This is a genomic window from Sinomicrobium soli (assembly GCF_003285545.1).
GTDB lineage: Bacteria > Bacteroidota > Bacteroidia > Flavobacteriales > Flavobacteriaceae > Sinomicrobium.
Genome location: NZ_QLNV01000020.1, coordinates 1 through 15,917, shown reverse-complemented (window position 1 = coordinate 15,917; position 15,917 = coordinate 1). Strand labels below are relative to the sequence as shown.

Below are 15,917 nucleotides of genomic sequence, written 5' to 3'. Positions count from 1 at the left end.
AAATCGTACCTATGAAAAAAACACTTCTGATTATCGGTGCACTGCTGGTGTGTGCCACAGGATTTTCCCAGATCGATTTCGGTGTGAAAGCAGGCCTGAACTATAACAAGACGGGAAAACTAAAAGATCAGGCGGAAGATATCCTCGACGGGGGGAAAGGCAAGGCCGGGTATCACGCCGGGGTATGGCTCCGGGGAGATGTGCCCATCATCGGGCTGTACCTTCGTCCGGAATTCATGTATACCCAGATCAGCAGCCAGTATGAGTTCGAGGGACAGAAAGGTGATTTCGACCTGCAGAAACTGGATGTTCCCATCCTCATAGGAAAGAAATTCCTCGGGTTTGCCCATGCCTTTATCGGGCCTTCGTTCCAGTTTGTGGTAGATTCAGATTTTGACGTAGACGACATCGACGATATCGATACCGACAGTTTCACCCTCGGCATGCAGATGGGCCTCGGGGTGGAATTCGGAAGCCTGGGGCTCGACGTCCGCTGGGAAAGGGGACTGTCCGATTCCGAAGCCGACATCGTAAGGAACAACAGTGAAAACCTGAAAATAGACAGCAGACCGAACCAGGTGATCTTCGGTCTTTCGTATAAGTTTTAGGTTGTTGGGTTATTAGGTTATTGGGTACAGCCTAAATAACTTAGCAACCCAATAACTCAATAACCATAAAAAAAGGCGATCGGTTTTTCCCCGATCGCCTTTTTTTATATCCTGTAAAATCTACTCCTCGTCTACCTCTATTTCCCTTACGCGAAAAAGATCTATGGTAAAGGCCAGGGGGGAATAGGCGGGAATACTGCCCTGACTGCTGTAGTATCCCAGTCCGGCCGGCATAAACACCACTCCCACCCCGTAATCTCCCGAATACCGGTATGTTCCGTCTTCTTCATCAACCGTAATTTCTCCACCGGACCTGAGGGCAGGCATAAATTCGTAAAAACCCTGGACTACATTGTTCAGGTTGAACCAAACCGGAATATTACTGCGGTCAAAAACCACGTCATTCAGCCGGAACCCCTTATACCGTACCAGGGCAGAATCCGTAACCTTGGGAGCTATGGAGTCTCCCTGCCGCGCCACCAGGTAATAAAGCGTATGATTGAGCGTTTCATTTTCACCGATCTCAATGGGGATCACCGTATCCCTTACCTGGTCGATCATCGGGGTCTTGTCACTGTTCTCCCCGCTTATGGAATCTATCACAATTTTATAGTCGAAATCGTCCAGTTCCCCGGAAGCCGCCGCTTCGAATTCTTCGTAATTGTAGAAATGCGAACTCAGGTAATCCCTGATATCCTGGTCATTTTCCGCCTCCACTTCAACCGGGTCCCTTACTTCTATCTGGCCGCCGTCATCATCCTTTTTACAGGAATGCAGTAAGGTGAGCACCCCCATGACCGCCAGACCTAATTTTTTTGTCTTCATCATTGTCCAAAAAATTGAATGCGCAAGATACAATTTTCTGTACATTTGTTTTATAAATTAATACAGATTTTCCTTATCCCATGCGTATCGACAAGTATTTGTGGTGTGTGCGCTATTACAAAACCCGTAACATCGCTACCGAAGCCTGTAAAAAGGGACATATAGAAATTAACGGCCAGAAGGTAAAACCTTCGCGGGAGGTATACCCGGGCGACAGGATTAAACTGCGCAAGAACCAGGTCAACTACGAGCTCACCGTACTCGATATCCCGCAAAACAGGGTCGGTGCAAAACTGACGGACATATACCGCACAGACACCACCCCGAAAGAGGCTTTTGAAAATACGGAACTGCTCAAATACGCCAAAGACCATTACCGGAAAAAGGGAACCGGCAGACCCACCAAAAAGGACCGGCGGGATATTGACGGCTTTCTCGATGAGGACCCCGACTGATATTCCGTTTTAATCGGTACATTTGTAACGGATTATCAAATAACAGCTATGACCACCATTGAGAACAAAATACTGGGGCACGAAGAGATAGGGCACAAGATACGAAGGATCGCATACCAGATATACGAAACTTTTGTCGATGAAGAGGAAATTGTCATTGCCGGGATCGTTTCGGGCGGACTCACTTTTGCTGAAAAAATTGCAGGGGTATTCTCGGAGATCTCCGATATCCCCGTAACCCTGTGTGAAGTACGTATCGACAAAAACACCCCGACCAACCCCGTCAGCACCTCGCTCTCCGAAGATGCCTACCGCCATAAAGCCGTCGTGCTTGTAGACGACGTGCTCAATTCGGGGTCTACCCTGATCTACGGGATCAGGCACTTTCTGAACGTGCCCCTGAAAAAACTGAAGACCACCGTACTGGTAGACCGCAATCACAAACGCTACCCGGTCAAGGCCGATTTCAAGGGGATTTCGCTGTCCACTTCCCTGCAGGAGCATGTAAGCGTCGAGTTTTCCGATAACGGAAATGCCGTTTACCTGCGGTAATACAGGCGGTATCAGGCGATGTGCAATATGATATCACCGGTTATTTCCGCAATCGTCCGTCCGTCTACTTCAATGACATGAGGTGCCCTGAGATAGTAGGCATTGCGTTCAAAGAGGTGTTTCCTGATAAAATCTTCCAGTGCTTCATCGGAGAGATGCCGGATCAGCGGACGGTGCTGTTTTTCCTTTCCCAGCCTCGCCACGAGTTCTCCCACGGAGGCTTTCAGGTAAAAAACCTGATCGGCCCGTTCCAGCAGAACGTCCATATTACGGCCATAACAGGGTGTTCCTCCCCCCAATGCCACCACGGCATCTTCCGTATCCGAAAGCAGCATTTCCATATAACGGCTTTCGGTCTTCCGGAAATATATTTCTCCCTTCTCACTGAATATCCCGGAGATTGATTTCTGCTCCTTCTCCTCGATAAAATCGTCCAGATCAACAAACTTCAAAGACATCTTCCGGGCCAGTTCCCTGCCCACGGCACTTTTCCCGCTTCCCATATATCCTATCAATACGACCACCATAAAATTTAATTTATTTAAAAACAATGCATTATATTGGTCTCCCAAAAAAAAGACAAATTTATATCAAAATCGGCTTGAAAAATAAATAATTGCCCTTATATTTGCACCCGCCTACCGAAAAGGAGGTTTACCTTCATAAAAAGAAGGTATTTTAATGTTTAACCGTTTTGTTTCAGACCTGGTAGCTCAGTTGGTAGAGCATCTCCCTTTTAAGGAGAGGGTCCTGGGTTCGAGCCCCAGCCAGGTCACACCGTGATAACAAACCCGGGTGCTATTTGTAAAAAGACAGCTACTCCGGAAATTTTTAAAAGTGTTCTTTTTGTAGTTATAATTTAATCTGACGACCTGGTAGCTCAGCTGGTAGAGCATCTCCCTTTTAAGGAGAGGGTCCTGGGTTCGAGCCCCAGCCAGGTCACCTCTTGGGACAAGTCTAAAAAAGAAAGACTTGTCCCATTTTTTTTACCTTGTAACTTACTGTTATTTTGATAGATAAGAGCAATCGCAGAATTTAGCCTCGGAGTTCGATGTTGTGTTCCGTCAAATTCCAAAAAATCGGGGAACATCGAACTCACAATAAGTCTTCTTTCCTCAATATCGTCGTTTTCATAGCGTCTATCAATGTTTGCGACCTTTTTTAAGGTAGATGCTACTAAGTCTTTAATCTCCGTTCCGACTACTGCCAAGTCGTTTAATCTTCTTTCCAAAACCTCAATCTTCCCTTTGGTCAATTTCTTTACTTCTTGGAAATCATCGTCTGCCATTTCCCCATCGGCATTCTTTAATAGTGCATTTTGATAGCGTTTATTCAACGCATCAATCTCACCTATGATATTTGTGCGTTCGGTGTTTTGGGCTTTGGTTTTGTTATTAAAGTCTTTTATAAAGGCTTCAATAAAAACATCAACCATACCCTCTTTTGGCGACATATACCGCAGTTGTTTTAAGAAAGCCTCGTTAGCCGTGTCTGCTTTGAACCGTGTTCCGCAGGGGGAACTACAATGATAGTAATAATAGTAGTTTCCCATCTTTCCCTTTGAAGCACTTCCAGTCAGCATACGCTCGCATTTAGGACATTTGAGAAAGCCTCTTAGCGGTAAATTGTCCATAGCCACGATTTTAGGCTTTACAATCCTCTTTCTCCCATCGAGAATATCCTGTACATCGGCAAACGTCTTTTCGCTGATTATTGGCTCATGCTGCCCTTTGACAAAATATCCCTTTTCCTCTTTATAGGGAGGAATGAATATTTTACCACAGTACAACGGGTTTCGGACAGCTACCCAAAAATTATTTTTGCTAAACCGACCTTTTCCTTCGGCTTTCTCCCGCACCATTTTCCAAATCTGTTCTGTATTGAAATTATTGGAAACGATTTGTTCAAACGCCCATTTCAAAAGGGGTGCTTCAAACTCGTGGGGTGTAATGTATTTCTTTTTGCCTTCTGTTATCTTGTTCGCATACCCCAATGGAGCAGTTCCCATATACCGCCCTTCTTTTTTCGCCCTGCGCATTCCGTGAAAAACATTTAATGCACGCCTGTCGTTTTCAACTTCCGGCGATGCAAGATAGAATGCAAGCATGATTTTATTTTCGGGAATGGTAAGGTCTAAGGGCTGTTCTATTGCCACAGGCTCAACACCGTGCGACCGTAACTGGTTAATCATTTGATAGGCATCCCCTGCGTTCCTACTGAACCTATCCCATTTAGTAAATAATATTATTGACCCCGATTTGTTATTCTTTGATTTACGTAGGTTGGATAAATACTTCTGCCACTCTGGGCGTTTGAAAGATTTTGCCGAATGGTCTTCTATGTAAACATCCCTTACCGGAATGCCTTTTATCTCACAATATCTTCTTAATCGGTCTTCTTGGTCACGTTGCGAATATCCCTTGTCCGCTTGCTCATCTGTCGATACACGTATGTATAAATCTGCCTTTCTCATCACAACAATTTTCCTTGTTCATTGGGTTAAAGTTTTCCTCTTAGATACTGGTTAACGGCACACTGTCCGGCAGTCTTGATACAATCCCGTCTGTCGGGCTTGCCATCGTTCGTTCAATCAGCCGTGCCGTCATTCCGGCTTTCACACGGGCAAGACCGATGGCTTGCCTGTCGTCCTGCCTGTTGGAATGGCTACCGGATAGTTTTCATGCCGTCCGGTATTCCTGCCTGCCGAGCGGAACGCCGTCATGTGTTCCGGCATTCCTGCGCTCCGTCTTTCACAACTGCCATCGGGAGCGGATGCCTGCAAACAGGCTTGCGTGACTGATAGCGCAAAGAAGCAGGTTATTCCGCTCCATTGATTTAAAGCGGTAATCCACGGCATTTTTTGGCAATGTTTGGTCGTGGCGGATAGGTCAATGCTTTGAAAAAGCTACCCTTACTTTGTAAGGGCTTAAATGCAAGGGGTGAATGGAAAAATCATTGGAGTATGGACGTTATGGGCGGAACGGCACAAAGCCGTTTTTTTCCGCTTTACCCAATCCGCATCCGCCAACAGGCGGACGGATTTTCTGTTCACCCGAACAGAGCAAGTTATGTTTTTAGCTGCTCGAAATGCTTTCCGCAGCTAAAAACAACTTGCCATTGCATGGAGCCGGAAAACGCCCTCCGAAGTCGGGGTTTATTTTATAATGGATTTAGATATGGAAGACAACAGAAGAAATCGAACAAACAAAGTTGGTCGCAAGCCTAAGAAAGACCCTGCCATCCACCGTTATTCGATTAGTCTCAACGACATGGAAAACGCACAGTTCCTTACGTTGTTCGAGCAATCGGGAATGAAAGTAATGGCACATTTTATTACAGCCTGTATCTTTCAGAAGCCAGTCAAGACCGTAAAGATTGATATGGATGCAGTCGATTTTCATACGAGGCTGACCAATTTTTACAGCCAGTTCAGAGCGGTCGGCGTGAATTACAACCAAATCGTGAAGATACTTTACCGCAATTTCTCGGAGAAAAAGGCATCGGCTTACCTCTTTAAACTGGAAAAGCAGACAGCAGAAATGGCGGACTTGTGCCGGAAAGTGATTGAGCTAACACAGGAATTTGAAAAAGAACACCTGCAAAAACATAGATAAGATGATAGCAAAGATTGGAAAGGGTGAGAATTTATACGGTGCTATCTCCTATAACCAAAAGAAAATTGACAGTGAAAACGCGCAGGTTTTATTATTGAACAGAATGCCCGAAACGTTGGATAATACCTATTCGACTATTTACCTGCAACAGTGTTTCAAACCGTATCTGTCCGCAAATATCAGAACGGAAAAGCCAGTGCGCCACATATCGCTGAACCCCGATCCTGCGGATAGGGTCAGCGATGGGCAATTCGTGGAAATGGCACAGGAATATATGGAACGTATGGGCTACGGCAACCAACCTTATATCGTTTTTAAGCATACCGATATTGAACGCACCCATATCCACATCGTAACGGTCTGTGTGGGTTTGGACGGAAAGAAGCTACCGGACAGTTACGACCACCCACGTTCGATGGCAATCTGTCGGGATTTGGAACAAACGTACAATCTTATACCTGCAACGGAAAAACAGCGTACCGGAAACGAGCAGGTATTCCGTCCGGTGGATTACAGAGCCGGAGATATTAAGAGCCAAATCGCATCGGTGGTGCGACACCTGCCGAAGTATTACGGGTACGCAAGCCTCGGAGCATACAATGCCTTGCTTTCACTTTTCAATATCACCGCCGAGGAAGTCAAAGGGGAATTGCACGGACAGCCTAAAAATGGTATTGTCTATTTTGCGCTGAACGAACAGGGAGAAAAAGTGAGCAATCCTTTTAAGGCATCCCTTTTCGGCAGGCAGGCAGGACTGGACGAACTGCAAAACCAATTCACAAAGGCTAAGGAGAAAATGAAAGCCGACCCTGTAAGAGCCGTACTCAAAAGCACCATTGAAGTAGCGATGCACACCGCCACTAATGAAGCCGATTTTAAAAAGCAACTGTTGGAGCAGGGCATCAATGCTGTGGTACGGCGCAACGATGAGGGGCGTATCTACGGTATGACTTTTATCGACCACGAAAGCCGTACCGTTTGGAACGGTTCAGCTTTGGGCAAAAACCTATCGGCTAATGTCTTTAATGATTGGTGGAACGGGCAGGCGGTCGGGCAACGCCAAGAAACTGAAAAAGCAACCGCACAAAATCAGTCATCGACCACAGGCAACACCGTAGAGAAAGAGGAAGCCCATGCACTTTTTAACTTCCTAAATAAAGAACAGCAGACCGATGATTTGTTGATAGACGGATTGGGTGGGCTACTACCGGAGGCACAGGGCGAAGACTACGAGGAACAGGAATTTGCCAACCGTATGAAGAAAAAGAAGAAACGTAACAGCCGTCATCTCAGAGCGAATTGATTTACTATTCATCTATCGAACAATCATAAATTTGTCCATAGTCGTAACCATTACTCCCTTTTGAAGAGTAAACCTAATTTTCTAACGATAACACTTGCTAACCCTAAATCGAGCGCTTGTACATTTCTTGTCGCAAGCTGCTTTCTGATTACGGACAACTATCCGAAGTTTTTTCGTTTCTTTGTAAAGTACTAAATGGTATTTTTATGAAATTTGAACAATTCCATCTGACCATAAATAAATAGAAGATAACAGATGAAAAAGGCGGAAGCAACACGGTTGATGATTTTACAGAAAGCGTTTGAGCTGATCTACGTTAAGGGGTACCAAACGACAAGCATTGACGATATTATCGCCACGACAAAAGTAACGAAAGGAGCCTTTTACTACCATTTCAAAACCAAAGACGAAATGGGGCTCGCCATCATAAACGAAATTCTAAAACCCACACTTACAAATAGTTTTATTGAGCCGCTTCAAACCGAAGAAAATCCACTGGAAGCCATTTACAACCTAATGGATAATCTATTGATGAAAAATGAATTTTTGAAGGTGGAATACGGTTGCCCGGCATCCAATTTTACGCAAGAAATGACCCCGTGGAATTCGGAATTTAATAAGGCTTTGAATGAATTAACCCAGGAATGGACAAAGGCAATAACCACCACCATTGAAAGAGGCAAGAAAAACGGCACCATCCGCAAGGACGTAAATGCGAAACAGGTAACCATCTTCGTCATGTCGGGCTATTGGGGCATTCGGAATTTGGGAAAATTAGAGAATAGTAAAAAAGTGTACGTTTCTTATTTAAAGCAACTTAAAATCTATTTAGATAGTTTGAAATAATTTCCACCAACCAACAACATACTACATAGTATTTTTAGTAATTTTGCTCATTACTAAGAAAATAATTGAAAGAAAGATGTCCATAACCAAACACGAAGAATTAATCGGGATGCAAAAAGTAAGCGAAGCGGTTGCTTACACCTTGAAAGAAATGCGCAATTATGCAAAACCCGGTATGACAACCAAAGAATTAGACGACTTCGGCGCAAAAATACTTTCGGACTTCGGGGCAAAATCCGCACCGTATCTGACGTACGGTTTTCCGGGTTGGACTTGTATCAGTGTGAACAATGAGTTTTGTCACGGCATTCCGTCCGAGAAAAAAATACTAAAAGAGGGCGATTTGGTGAACATTGACGTTTCTGCCGAACTTGACGGCTTTTGGTCGGACAACGGAAGCTCATTTGTGCTTGGAGAAGACATCAACCAACATCAAAAATTAGTGGATGCCTCCAAAGAAATCCTGCAAAAAGCCATCCGTAATATCAAAGGAGGGGTTAAGGTTTCAGAAGTCGGACACATCATGGAAACCGAAGCCAAAAAAAGAGGTTTCAAGGTTATTAAAAATTTGGCCGGACACGGTATTGGAAGGAGTTTACACGAACAACCCGATGAAATAATGAACTACAAAAACCGATTTGACCAAAGACGGTTTAGAAAAAATGCAGTCGTTGCCATTGAAACCTTTATCACCACAACTTCAACCTATGCAACAGAGTTAAATGATGGTTGGACCATGGTGGGAAACAAAGGTGGTTTTATGGCGCAACACGAACATACAATCGTTGTCACCGACGGAAAACCCATCATACTGACCGAAATGAATGGGATTTGGAATTAAAAAATCGAAACAACGTTTTGGATAAAACTCGGTTGTAAATTTTTGACCAAGTAAGTCGGTGGTATATTTTGAATCTTAGGTAGTACCAGTTATTTTATTATTCTGAAATGTAGAAAGAAAAGGGCAATGAAATCATTTTTATTGATTGGACAATCGAATATGGCAGGTCGCGGGTTTGCTCATGAAGTGAAACCGATATACAATAAAAGGATTATGATGCTGCGAAACGGCAGATGGCAAATGATGGTCGAACCTGTTCATTATGACAGACCTGTTGCGGGTATCGGGCTTGCTGCGTCATTTGCAGAAGCTTGGTGTTGGGACAATGAGGAAGAAGAAATCGGCCTTATTCCCTGCGCAGAAGGTGGTAGTTCCATTGATGATTGGTCAACAGATGGAATTTTATTTCGTCATGCAATAAGCGAAGCTCAATTTGCAACCGAAAACAGCGAACTATCTGGTGTGCTTTGGCATCAAGGGGAAAGTGATAGCCAAGGCGGAAAATTCAAACAATACTACGAGAAATTATCAAAAATATTTAATCAAATTAGGGAGACATTATCAGTACCCGAAATTCCATTTATTGTAGGCGGTTTAGGTGAATATTTAGGTAAAGTAGCATTCGGAGCCGGGTGCACAGAACATCAGCTAGTGGATAAAGAACTTCAAAAATATGCCCAAGAGCAAGAAAATTGTTACTATGTTACGGCCAAGGGACTTACAGCCAACCCGGACGGCATTCACATCAATGCTGCGTCTCAGAGAATATTCGGCATCCGATATTATGAGGCATTTCTCAAAAGAAAACATATACATAAGCCGTTAGTAAATGAACTAGAATTAGTTGACAGGTGCAATAATAGAGAGAACACAACAGAGGAAAAACAGTACATGGCCTTAGAAAAATTCACTCAGGGGAAAATTGCTTATAAGGAATTTATGAAGGCATTTTCTTAGTTTTAAAAATCCCCGCCCAAAGATGGATATGGATTTAAAGGTACTACATACTATTATTCCACTTAAGAACTCGGGATTTGATGGATTGTACTTCATACAGTTGAGTTGTCTGTAATTTTATCACCGCACAAGTCGTAATAATTTCCTTTTTTTAATTTAGGAAATGGGAAATGGCTTATGATACTGTTGTATGGAATTGAAAGTTCACCCTTCTTTTTCTGTTACTCTGCAAACAGCCAAATAGCTATCCGCAAATCCAAAAACGATACCGCACAGTGAAGCAAAAAACAAAAAATAGAATCCCTTGGAACATCTTCTCCCCTTTTTTCAAACAGGTGGAAGCTCCGGCGAGAACCATCCTGTTGCAGGAAGGGAAAATTTCCAAAACAATGTACTTCATTGAAAAAGGTTGCCTGCGTACCTGGGTGAACAACGACGGCAAAGAAATCACGACGCAATTTTTCTTTGAGGGCGACAGCGTTTCTTCCATCGAAAGTTTCCGAACCAACCAGCCGAGCCTGTACAGCATCGAAACCATTGAACCTTGCGTTTTGCAAACCATCACGCAAAAGGAATTTCAAATGATTGTAGAGCAATCGCCCGACATCAAAAAGCAGTTTGAAGAGCATTTGTTTAAACGCCTTTTCCAGGCTCAGCAACTGTTTTTTTCCTACCTCAAAAATTCACCGCAACAACGTTACGAAGAGCTGTTGGCGCAATATCCGCACATCGTGCAGCGCGTACCGCAACATTACATTGCCTCGTATCTGGGCATTACTTCCGTTTCCCTGAGCCGAATCCGAAACAGACGATAAAACGGATTTATTAACAATTGTTATCGTCCCACACCTGCTTTGCTGCTCAATTTTGCATTGTAATTAAACAGTCAAAAATGAGAACCATCATTGTATTCAACCATCCTTATGAAGGAAGTTATTGCAACGCCATTTTAGAATCGGTCAGCAAGGGACTTCAAAAATCCGGTCACAAAGTGGATTTGATGCACCTGGACAAAGACCAATTTCATCCCCGAATGACATCGGACGATTTAAAAGCCTTTGTTGAACATCGTGCGGTTGACCCCCAGGTTATTGGCTACCACGAACGATTGAAAAAAGCCGACCACCTGATTTTTATTTTCCCGATTTGGTGGGACATTATGCCTGCCGCCACCAAAGGATTTATCGACCGTGTATTGTCGCCCGGATTGGCGTATGACCATCATCCGAGAGGTTTCGGGTTGGTGCCGCTATTACATAATCTGAAAAGCATTACCGTCATCACCACGATGAACAAACCCAAAATTATGTACTCACTGCTTATCGGAAACTTGATTCGAAAAGTGATGATACGAAGTGTATTCAAAACAATGGGCTACAAAAACGTCAAATGGCTCAGCTTTACATCGGTAAAAAGAGTGAGCCACGAAAAACGGGTCAAATGGCTGCATGAACTTGAGAAAAGATTTTCAAAACTCAATTAATCAAATATGGTATTATGAAACTCAATAGAAATTATGTTACCCCATTTATATCATTGGTGTTCCTTGTCGTAGGCATTTCGGGACTGCTGATGTTTTTCCATCTGTTTGACGGCTACACCGAAGTAGTTCACGAAATACTCGGATTGTTATTTGTTATTTGTGCCATTTTCCACATCATTTTGAATTGGAAAGCTTTGAAAATTCATTTTAAGAAAAGTGTTTTTTTGCCTGCATTACTTGCGGTACTGACATTAGCTGTTGTTCTTATTATATCTGAAAGAATGTATCCGCCGGTCGATTTGCAAATCATGGACAGAATTGTAAAAGCACCTGTGGAGGATGCATTCAGGGTGTTAAATATCAATGAGGAACAAGCAGCCGCTAAACTGACAGAGAAAGGAATTTCGGTAGAAAATGTCCAAACTTTTGAAGAACTGTGGAAGCATAACGATGCCAATGCAGAAGAAGTCATTGACCTGCTTCTGGAATAAACTCAAAAATTTGGTTAGTCTGCGTTTTGAAATATGTTTCGGGAAACTTAAGAACTTGTTTTAAAGTTCACCTAATTGTTTTGTTGTCCATATACGATTTTATAATTTTGAAGAAAACCTCCACAAAAATCAGTTGGTAGTACACAAACAAGGTAACGACGCACGAATGATGACACAGATAATTATTCCTTCCGATTGCGGTAATGCCCCGAAAAAGAACTTTCTCAAAGACTTTTATACGGCTTGGGCAAAGGATGATTTAGATTTTTGTAAAAAGCATCTTGATGACCATATCATTTGGGAAATCGTCGGACAAAACACCCTTTCGGGAATAGAGAATTTTGAAAAGCAACTTCAGCATTACCCCATACGAAATGCATCCAAAATGGTAATCGAAACCATAATTACCCACGGAACAGATGCCTCGGTTGACGGACAAATATGGACAAACGAAGGAGCCGTTTTTGCTTTCTGCGATGTTTATAAGTTTAAAGGATTTAAGGGTTTTAGCTTAAAATCGATTAAAAGCTTTTGGGTGGAGTTACCGACCGGTTCGGGGTGTCGTGGCAACTGAGTTGGGAATAATGCAAAGTGTTGGCAATAAGCGAGCAGAATCAACATTATTTATTTTCATTCATTTATTGAGCTTCGTGCTACTATGCGGCTTTGGTGCGTGCAATTCCGTCTATCGCCAACAATCGGCTCGTTATAAGCAACCCTAAAAAGAAAGAGACTGCTAAAAAAAGCAATCTCTTTCGATATGAGCATTTTTATGATTAACCTATTCCTAAACGAATAGCTCTTTCAACGGGAGAATAGCCGACATCAGAATCTGAAATAGACAATTCGCCTCTTAACAACAAAGGGGGCTGTGCCATAAATTTAGGCGTACTTCCCCTGTGGGATTGAGCTGAATGAACCAAAAACGGATGACATAGGTAAACTGTACCTGCCTTACCAGTTGCAAATATTTCTCCCCTTTTTGGCAACTCGTCCAACTTGCTTGCAAGTTCCATAAATGAAAGACCTGGATCTCCCTCTTTGGATAATAAGCTTGCAACATCAATGTGAGAACTTTCATAAATGACTGTTGGGGCATCGTTTTCGCTGACATCCGAATACAAAATCAACATCAACAATGCTCGTCCTCTCGATTTGACATTGGCACGCCATTCGAAATAATTATTGGGGTCTTTTCCCGGGAAGCTCGTATCTACGTGTTTACCGGTATCATTAGGCTGTTTAGCAGATGGAAATCTAACAGGAAATGTTCCTACGCTCCGACAAGGAATCCATTTGTCCTTGCCAACTAACTGATTGAAAGCATTGTGCAGCTTAGGAGTGTTTACTGAATTGACAAAAGGTTCATTCGTGTACATTCCCAAACGAATTACAGGCTCAGTCCAGGTTGAAGGATTTGACCTGTCACAAGGAAGGTCGTTCCATAGAATTTCTAAAGCAGCATCCGCTATTTCCTTGGAAAATGAATTATCAAGACGAACAAACCCGCTATGAATAAAATGCTCTATTTCCTTTATACTTAGTATATCTGACATAATTTTTTTGTTAAAAAAACCAACCACGGCAATAAATAGCGTCGACCAGTGGACTTGGTTTTAAGATTATAATAAAATGAATGAATAATAGAAAAGTACGCTTTGTATATATAAAGCGCATTGCTTAAAGAACTAAGCTTAAAAAGGGATATTATAGCATTACGGTCATTCTCATAGCCACAAAATTAAACAATATCTCTAAACCGACAAAGCGAAAAAGGACTGCATATAACCTACTAAGATTTAAACGCCAGATAACGAAGCATGACTGAAGCTTCAATCTTTGTTGACAAGTGTGCAGCGGGTGTTTTGCGCCTTACCTATAGAGTTTCGATCACTTCTGATATAAAAAAACACATCCATCTCATTAAAAGCAATTTACAATTTACCCAAATGGCTAAAATATTTTTTACCTAAAAACATACTAATTAGTATGTTTTTTGTTTAACTTTGCAAGCAGACAAAAAATAGAAAAATATGCATACGCACATCATTCCTGAATTTACAATCACCAATGCATTGGCTGCTGTGCTGATTGGTTTCGTATTTATCATCATCATGTCGTTTGTGAGGGAGCCATCTCGACAAAAAATCAACACCGTCATCATTGCCGGTGCAGGCGGTGTTTACTGGAGCGGCGGATTGGGCGTCTGGGAATATGTTTTTGGTGCTGTTATGTTGTTTGTGGCTTTCAAAGCCCTCAAGCATTATTATTTCATCGGTATCGGTTGGCTGTTGCACACGGGCTGGGACGTAATGCATCATCTATACGGTGAACCCATCATTCACTTTGCACCACTTTCGTCTGCCGGATGTGCCGTTTGTGATGCGGTGCTGGCAATCTGGTTTTTCTTCGGGGCTCCTACGATTTGGAATGTATTCAGAAAACAAAGCACCGTTACAACGTAATTATGTATTCCACTTTATTAGTTCTCCATTCTTTGATTCGTTGGCTTGTTTTAGCTTTTTTACTGTATGCCATTTACAGGGCATTTGTCGGTTTGGTCAACGACAGGACTTTTTCAAAATCGGACAACGCGTTCCGACACTGGACGGCTACGGTTGCACATATTCAACTAATGATCGGCATCATCCTATATACGCAGAGTCCGCTGGTCAAATATTTTTGGAAAGAAAAGGAAAGTAGTTTTCAAAACGTAGAGCTGACTTTCTACGGTTTAATTCATATTATTTTAATGCTAACTGCTATTGTGGTGATAACAATCGGCTCGGCAAAGGCAAAGCGACAGCAAACGGACAAGAAAAAATTTAAAACAATGTTCGTTTGGTTTACCATTGGATTAATCCTCATTTTCGTAGCCATTCCCTGGCCGTTTTCACCCTTATCAGGCAGACCTTATTTCAGAATATTTTAATGATGAAGAAACTTTTCACCACCTCTATCGGGCGTTTACGACTCCTGGCTATCTTAGAAGGCATATCATTACTTGTCTTGGTTTTTATTGCCGTACCCCTGAAGCATTTTTGGGATGTTCCCGGCTTGTCCAAGTCGCTTGGCCCCATTCACGGTGCACTTTTCCTGCTGTTTGTGTTTAATGCGTTGCGTGTAGGCGTAGAACAACAATGGAAATTCAAAGAAACCACCTGGAAGGTTCTTATTGCGTGTTTTATTCCGTTCGGTACGTTTTATATTGACTATAAAATTCTTCGAAACATACCGACAGACGAAGATTAACCGACTGAAAAAAGGGCAGCAGATAATATCGATTTTGCAAAAGGTCGGGTTAAGTGCTAAATTTAACGACAGTAATTCTATTACCGCATAAGCCATTTTCATTTCCTTTTTCTAATTCAGCAAATAGAACATGGCTTATGTAACGTTTGGGAATAACTGAAACTTCGTGTTTCTATTCACGTTCCTTTGCAAAGCCCAAAACCGATATGACGAAATTTGTCCGACGTTGACTAAAATGTAAAAATATTGAAAGTAGAAGTTATGGATAATAAAATAGAAATTATTCCTTACGATAAAAACTGGGAAAGTGAGTTTCTTACTGTGCGTAAAGAGATATTGAAAGTTTTAAATGACTCCTCAATACGAATTGAACATAACGGTTCAACTTCTGTTCCCCGACTTTCAGCTAAACCGATTATAGACATCCAAATATCTGTAACTAACTTTGATAAATTATAATCCTACGTCCAAAACCTAAAAAAGATAGGATACACCTATATTCCACATCAAGACGATGTTTTTTCTGCTTTTCTGCATAAGCCGAAAGAATAACCTCATAAATACCACATTCACATTGTAGAACAAGGAGGGGAAGAGGAAAAGAAAACATTGGTGGATATCTCGGATCAATTAGTGCCACTAAAAATGGCGTGTTAGTGCCAGGCGTTTCGGTTTAAACAGTGCCATTAC

At 42.4% G+C, this 15,917-nt stretch carries 19 protein-coding genes, 2 tRNA genes and 1 pseudogene; 18 read left to right on the top strand and 4 right to left on the bottom strand.

Annotated features, from left to right (window positions below; genetic code table 11):
* Nucleotides 1–11 precede the first annotated feature (11 nt).
* Complete coding sequence (locus DN748_RS17340; protein ID WP_112373100.1) at nucleotides 12–608, top strand: outer membrane beta-barrel protein; 597 nt, start codon at nucleotides 12–14, stop codon at nucleotides 606–608.
* A gap of 120 nt (nucleotides 609–728) precedes the next feature.
* Here the strand turns inward: DN748_RS17340 and DN748_RS17335 are convergent, their stop codons facing one another.
* Nucleotides 729–1,436 (bottom strand): FKBP-type peptidyl-prolyl cis-trans isomerase, encoded by a 708-nt coding sequence (locus DN748_RS17335; protein ID WP_146746642.1) that lies wholly within the window; start codon nucleotides 1,434–1,436, stop codon nucleotides 729–731.
* A 77-nt stretch (nucleotides 1,437–1,513) separates the two neighbouring features.
* Between DN748_RS17335 and DN748_RS17330 the strand changes: the two genes are divergently transcribed.
* Nucleotides 1,514–1,888 (top strand): RNA-binding S4 domain-containing protein, encoded by a 375-nt coding sequence (locus DN748_RS17330; protein WP_112373098.1) that lies wholly within the window; start codon nucleotides 1,514–1,516, stop codon nucleotides 1,886–1,888.
* 48 nt (nucleotides 1,889–1,936) lie between these two features.
* Nucleotides 1,937–2,440 carry a phosphoribosyltransferase family protein gene (locus tag DN748_RS17325; protein WP_112373097.1) on the top strand — a complete coding sequence of 168 codons (504 nt, stop codon included), beginning with the start codon at nucleotides 1,937–1,939 and terminating at the stop codon, nucleotides 2,438–2,440.
* 11 nt (nucleotides 2,441–2,451) lie between these two features.
* Here the strand turns inward: DN748_RS17325 and DN748_RS17320 are convergent, their stop codons facing one another.
* Nucleotides 2,452–2,967, bottom strand: a complete 516-nt coding sequence (locus tag DN748_RS17320; RefSeq protein WP_112373096.1) for a shikimate kinase — start codon at nucleotides 2,965–2,967, stop codon at nucleotides 2,452–2,454.
* A 175-nt stretch (nucleotides 2,968–3,142) separates the two neighbouring features.
* Between DN748_RS17320 and DN748_RS17315 the strand changes: the two genes are divergently transcribed.
* Nucleotides 3,143–3,215 (top strand) — tRNA-Lys (locus DN748_RS17315).
* Nucleotides 3,216–3,309: 94 nt separating this feature from the next.
* Nucleotides 3,310–3,382, top strand: a tRNA-Lys gene (locus DN748_RS17310).
* A 526-nt stretch (nucleotides 3,383–3,908) separates the two neighbouring features.
* Here DN748_RS17310 and DN748_RS19355 read toward each other — a convergent pair.
* Nucleotides 3,909–4,913: pseudogene (locus DN748_RS19355) on the bottom strand (recombinase family protein); the annotation flags it as partial.
* A 703-nt stretch (nucleotides 4,914–5,616) separates the two neighbouring features.
* Between DN748_RS19355 and mobA the strand changes: the two are divergent.
* The 9 genes from mobA (at nucleotide 5,617) to DN748_RS17260 (ending at nucleotide 12,549) form a co-directional block, all read left to right on the top strand.
* Nucleotides 5,617–6,054, top strand: a complete 438-nt coding sequence (mobA, locus tag DN748_RS17300; RefSeq protein WP_090604231.1) for a conjugal transfer protein MobA — start codon at nucleotides 5,617–5,619, stop codon at nucleotides 6,052–6,054.
* 1 nt (nucleotide 6,055) lies between these two features.
* Entirely contained in the window at nucleotides 6,056–7,357 is a 1,302-nt protein-coding gene (mobB, locus tag DN748_RS17295; RefSeq protein WP_112373095.1) for a conjugal transfer protein MobB, read from the top strand.
* Between the two features lie 255 nt (nucleotides 7,358–7,612).
* Nucleotides 7,613–8,203, top strand: coding sequence for a TetR/AcrR family transcriptional regulator (locus tag DN748_RS17290; protein ID WP_112373094.1), 591 nt, complete (start codon nucleotides 7,613–7,615; stop codon nucleotides 8,201–8,203).
* Between the two features lie 76 nt (nucleotides 8,204–8,279).
* Nucleotides 8,280–9,044 carry a type I methionyl aminopeptidase gene (map, locus tag DN748_RS17285; protein ID WP_112373093.1) on the top strand — a complete coding sequence of 255 codons (765 nt, stop codon included), beginning with the start codon at nucleotides 8,280–8,282 and terminating at the stop codon, nucleotides 9,042–9,044.
* 126 nt (nucleotides 9,045–9,170) lie between these two features.
* A complete protein-coding gene (locus tag DN748_RS17280; protein ID WP_112373092.1) occupies nucleotides 9,171–10,001 on the top strand; it encodes a sialate O-acetylesterase in 831 nt (276 codons plus the stop codon).
* A 275-nt stretch (nucleotides 10,002–10,276) separates the two neighbouring features.
* Nucleotides 10,277–10,816, top strand: a complete 540-nt coding sequence (locus DN748_RS17275; RefSeq protein WP_229717729.1) for a Crp/Fnr family transcriptional regulator — start codon at nucleotides 10,277–10,279, stop codon at nucleotides 10,814–10,816.
* 77 nt (nucleotides 10,817–10,893) lie between these two features.
* Complete coding sequence (locus DN748_RS17270) at nucleotides 10,894–11,484, top strand: NAD(P)H-dependent oxidoreductase (protein WP_112373091.1); 591 nt, start codon at nucleotides 10,894–10,896, stop codon at nucleotides 11,482–11,484.
* Nucleotides 11,485–11,498: 14 nt separating this feature from the next.
* Nucleotides 11,499–11,975: a DUF4405 domain-containing protein gene (locus DN748_RS17265; RefSeq protein WP_112373090.1), complete on the top strand. Its 477-nt coding sequence runs from the start codon at nucleotides 11,499–11,501 to the stop codon at nucleotides 11,973–11,975.
* Nucleotides 11,976–12,141: 166 nt separating this feature from the next.
* Nucleotides 12,142–12,549: a nuclear transport factor 2 family protein gene (locus DN748_RS17260; protein ID WP_146746641.1), complete on the top strand. Its 408-nt coding sequence runs from the start codon at nucleotides 12,142–12,144 to the stop codon at nucleotides 12,547–12,549.
* A 202-nt stretch (nucleotides 12,550–12,751) separates the two neighbouring features.
* Here the strand turns inward: DN748_RS17260 and DN748_RS17255 are convergent, their stop codons facing one another.
* Nucleotides 12,752–13,531, bottom strand: a complete 780-nt coding sequence (locus tag DN748_RS17255) for a phytanoyl-CoA dioxygenase family protein (protein ID WP_112373088.1) — start codon at nucleotides 13,529–13,531, stop codon at nucleotides 12,752–12,754.
* A gap of 477 nt (nucleotides 13,532–14,008) precedes the next feature.
* Here DN748_RS17255 and DN748_RS17250 point away from each other — a divergent pair, with 477 nt between their 5' ends.
* The 4 genes from DN748_RS17250 (at nucleotide 14,009) to DN748_RS17235 (ending at nucleotide 15,686) form a co-directional block, all read left to right on the top strand.
* Nucleotides 14,009–14,440, top strand: coding sequence for a DUF6010 family protein (locus DN748_RS17250; RefSeq protein ID WP_112373087.1), 432 nt, complete (start codon nucleotides 14,009–14,011; stop codon nucleotides 14,438–14,440).
* Between the two features lie 2 nt (nucleotides 14,441–14,442).
* Nucleotides 14,443–14,907: a hypothetical protein gene (locus tag DN748_RS17245; protein ID WP_112373086.1), complete on the top strand. Its 465-nt coding sequence runs from the start codon at nucleotides 14,443–14,445 to the stop codon at nucleotides 14,905–14,907.
* Nucleotides 14,907–15,227 (top strand): DUF3817 domain-containing protein, encoded by a 321-nt coding sequence (locus DN748_RS17240; RefSeq protein WP_308420771.1) that lies wholly within the window; start codon nucleotides 14,907–14,909, stop codon nucleotides 15,225–15,227. Before DN748_RS17245 ends, DN748_RS17240 begins: the two co-directional genes overlap by 1 nt.
* Before the next feature lie 246 nt (nucleotides 15,228–15,473).
* Nucleotides 15,474–15,686: a GrpB family protein gene (locus DN748_RS17235; RefSeq protein ID WP_146746640.1), complete on the top strand. Its 213-nt coding sequence runs from the start codon at nucleotides 15,474–15,476 to the stop codon at nucleotides 15,684–15,686.
* Nucleotides 15,687–15,917: the final 231 nt, after the last annotated feature.

Excerpts from the sequence above, each read along its gene's own strand:
- DN748_RS17250 (WP_112373087.1), top strand. The coding sequence starts at position 14,009 with ATGCATACGCACATCATTCCTGAATTTACAATCACCAATGCATTGGCT.
- DN748_RS17340 (WP_112373100.1), top strand. The coding sequence starts at position 12 with ATGAAAAAAACACTTCTGATTATCGGTGCACTGCTGGTGTGTGCCACA.
- DN748_RS17290 (WP_112373094.1), top strand. The coding sequence starts at position 7,613 with ATGAAAAAGGCGGAAGCAACACGGTTGATGATTTTACAGAAAGCGTTT.
- DN748_RS17325 (WP_112373097.1), top strand. The coding sequence starts at position 1,937 with ATGACCACCATTGAGAACAAAATACTGGGGCACGAAGAGATAGGGCAC.
- DN748_RS17270 (WP_112373091.1), top strand. The coding sequence starts at position 10,894 with ATGAGAACCATCATTGTATTCAACCATCCTTATGAAGGAAGTTATTGC.
- DN748_RS17280 (WP_112373092.1), top strand. The coding sequence starts at position 9,171 with ATGAAATCATTTTTATTGATTGGACAATCGAATATGGCAGGTCGCGGG.
- mobB (WP_112373095.1), top strand. The coding sequence starts at position 6,056 with ATGATAGCAAAGATTGGAAAGGGTGAGAATTTATACGGTGCTATCTCC.
- mobA (WP_090604231.1), top strand. The coding sequence starts at position 5,617 with ATGGAAGACAACAGAAGAAATCGAACAAACAAAGTTGGTCGCAAGCCT.
- DN748_RS17260 (WP_146746641.1), top strand. The coding sequence starts at position 12,142 with ATGATGACACAGATAATTATTCCTTCCGATTGCGGTAATGCCCCGAAA.
- DN748_RS17320 (WP_112373096.1), bottom strand. The coding sequence starts at position 2,967 with ATGGTGGTCGTATTGATAGGATATATGGGAAGCGGGAAAAGTGCCGTG.
- DN748_RS17265 (WP_112373090.1), top strand. The coding sequence starts at position 11,499 with ATGAAACTCAATAGAAATTATGTTACCCCATTTATATCATTGGTGTTC.
- DN748_RS17335 (WP_146746642.1), bottom strand. The coding sequence starts at position 1,436 with ATGATGAAGACAAAAAAATTAGGTCTGGCGGTCATGGGGGTGCTCACC.
- DN748_RS17245 (WP_112373086.1), top strand. The coding sequence starts at position 14,443 with ATGTATTCCACTTTATTAGTTCTCCATTCTTTGATTCGTTGGCTTGTT.
- map (WP_112373093.1), top strand. The coding sequence starts at position 8,280 with ATGTCCATAACCAAACACGAAGAATTAATCGGGATGCAAAAAGTAAGC.
- DN748_RS17330 (WP_112373098.1), top strand. The coding sequence starts at position 1,514 with ATGCGTATCGACAAGTATTTGTGGTGTGTGCGCTATTACAAAACCCGT.
- DN748_RS17240 (WP_308420771.1), top strand. The coding sequence starts at position 14,907 with ATGATGAAGAAACTTTTCACCACCTCTATCGGGCGTTTACGACTCCTG.
- DN748_RS17255 (WP_112373088.1), bottom strand. The coding sequence starts at position 13,531 with ATGTCAGATATACTAAGTATAAAGGAAATAGAGCATTTTATTCATAGC.